This is a genomic window from Tahibacter caeni (genome assembly GCF_024609805.1).
Classification (GTDB): domain Bacteria; phylum Pseudomonadota; class Gammaproteobacteria; order Xanthomonadales; family Rhodanobacteraceae; genus Tahibacter; species Tahibacter caeni.
On record NZ_JANFVR010000507.1, the window covers coordinates 1 to 2381 of the forward strand.

3 protein-coding genes are annotated in these 2381 nt (G+C 71.3%); all 3 read left to right on the forward strand.

Features of this window, described 5'->3' with window-relative positions:
* Positions 1 to 408 (forward strand): class I SAM-dependent methyltransferase (locus tag NON22_RS23185; protein ID WP_257389356.1); only part of this gene is annotated, 408 nt, incomplete at its 5' end.
* A gap of 169 nt (positions 409 to 577) precedes the next feature.
* Positions 578 to 1474 carry a DUF6689 family protein gene (locus tag NON22_RS23190; RefSeq protein ID WP_257389357.1) on the forward strand — a complete coding sequence of 299 codons (897 nt, stop codon included), beginning with the start codon at positions 578 to 580 and terminating at the stop codon, positions 1472 to 1474.
* Between the two features lie 15 nt (positions 1475 to 1489).
* The coding region (locus NON22_RS23195; protein WP_257389358.1) for a GAF domain-containing protein at positions 1490 to 2381 on the forward strand (892 nt) is incomplete at its 3' end.

Here is a 2381-nt window from a genome sequence, read left to right on the forward strand (position 1 = left end):
CGCGCGCTGGCCGCGCCCGGCGCGCCGGCCAACGCGCGGCTGCTGCGCTGCGACCTCGTGGATTTCTGGCTGCTCGCGGCGGCGGCCGGCTGGCGTTTTTCCGCCCAGTACCTGCTGTATCCGAATCCCTGGCCCAGGCCCGAGCACGTGCAGCGGCGCTGGCCGGCGCATCCGGTGCTGCCGGCCCTGCTCGCCGGCGGCGGGGCTATCGAACTGCGCACGAACTGGCAGGTCTACGCCGAGGAGTGGACCGTCGCGCTCGGTCTGGCCGGCCGGCCCTCGCAGCTCGACGGTCTGGACGAGGACGGCGCCGCTGCGCTGTCGCCGTTCGAGGCGAAATACCGCGCCTCGGGGCATGCGCTCTGGCGCGTGCATGCGCCGGCCGGCCCCGAGGCCGACACCGGCTGACACCCGGGGAAACTCCTCAGATTCGTCGGAAAATATTGCCCAAGTGTCTGTCGGGCCAATAATCGTTGCAGGTTTTCGCTGTTCAACGCCGCCCTGCGTCGCTAGATTGCACGCAAGTTCGCAGCGGCCTGCGGCCGGGCGGTGAAGGGGGCGACCGATGAAGACGTGGATGCGTGGAGTCCGGCATTGGCTGGCCGCGCTGCTCCTGTGCCTGCTGCTGCCGGTCGGCGTGGCCCAGGCACAGGTGGTCGTCACGATCAACGGCAACGTCGCCCATGCCGACATCAGCCTCGTCGACGGCCTGCAGACCTACACCGGCGAAGTCACGATCGTCTTCGACAGTCCCGTCAACCTGACCGCGCAGAGCCTGAACCTGACTGCGATGCTGGTCAGCCCGGCCGATCCGGCGCTGGTCTCGCGGCTGCCGTCGGGCACGGCCATCGATCCGGCGTTCCCGGTGCTGATCACGGTGGAGCCGGTCCCGATCACCGACCGCATCTTCGCGTCGGGCCTGCAGCTCGACGACGGCAGCGAGTCCAGCCTGCGCTTCGTCAACGCCTACGATTTCGAGATCCACACGCACGCGCTCACGTTCACGCCGGACACGCCGTACCGAGTGTTCAAGGCGCCGCTGAGCGGCGCGTTCGCCGACATGACGTCCGACGTGCTCAACGGCAGCGTGCGCGGCCGCGGCCGCAGCGGCGGCTTCTCGCAGTTCATGCTGATCAAGGACACGCGCGCGGAAACCGTGCTCGGCCTGCCGGTCATCGCGCTCGGCAAGCTCGTCGACCTGGAGCTGCGCCTGGTCGCCGCGATCCTCAACAACGTGCTGCGGCTGGAGCTGACCGGCCTGCTCAACAACGTGCAGCTCGCGCTGCTGTCGCTGAACTACGCCGCAGCGATCGTGCAGATCGACCTGTTCATCCTGCGCGTGGACCAGGAGGCCGGCACGAACATTCCGAACGTCTGGCGCGCGCAGCGCGATCTCGTCAACGATGCGGGCGATCTCGACGGACTCGCCCGCTCGCTGCGCTACAGCATCGTCCGTCTCAACGGCGGTCCCTGAGGAAAGCGATACCCGATGCCCGCGCGGTTCAGCGCCTACCCACCGGATCGCGCCGTCGTCGTGCGCGTGCTCGACGACGGCCGCCGCTACGGCGTCGGCCGCAGCGACACCAGCGAGCTGCAGCTCGATCACGCGTCGGTGTCGCGCCGGCACGCGGAAATCCTCGGCGGCGCCGAGGGCTGGCGGCTCGTCGACGTCGGCAGCAAGAACGGCCTGCGCGTCGACGGACGGCTCGTGTCCGAAGCGCATCTGAGCTCGCCGGCCTGGTTCGCGATCGGCGACGTCTACTGCTGGCTGGAGCCGCTCGATGCCGAGACCGCGCGCGACGCGGCAGCCTATGCCGAGGTGCGCCGTTCGACCTCGCGCGCGCTGTCGCAGCAGCTGCATCAGGTCGCCGGGACCGATGCGCTGCTGCGTCATGCGCTCGACGCGGTGCTGGAGCTGTCGCAGCTCGAGCGCGGCTTCGTGCTCTACGGCGCGGCGCCGGACGACCTGCGCGTGCGCGCGGCGCAGGGACTGCGCGGCGACGACCTGGCCGCGAGCGCGTTCGCCGGCAGCGCGGGCGCGCTGCAGCGCTGCCTGGCCGACCGGCGCAGCGTGATCTGCTGCGACACCTCCGATTCGCCGTGGCTCGGCGCGCGGCCGAGCGTCGTGCTCGGCGGCATCCGCGCGCTGGTCTGCGTGCCGGTGGTCTTCGGCGCGGAACTGCTCGGCGCGATCTACGCCGACAGCCGCCAGCCCGGACCGCTGCTGACCGAGTTCGACCTCGAGCTCGTCGAGGGCGTGGCGCAGCAGGCCGGCGCCGCCCTGGCCGCGGCGCGGCTGCGCGGCGCCGTCGACGAACTGCTCGACGCGGCCGGCCAGGCCGGCATCGATGCGCCGCGCTGGAGCGACCTGCGGCCGCGCT

What these genes read in the sequence shown, in the direction of transcription:
- NON22_RS23190 (WP_257389357.1), top strand. Translation starts at nt 578, where the DNA reads ATGCGTGGAGTCCGGCATTGGCTGGCCGCGCTGCTCCTGTGCCTGCTG.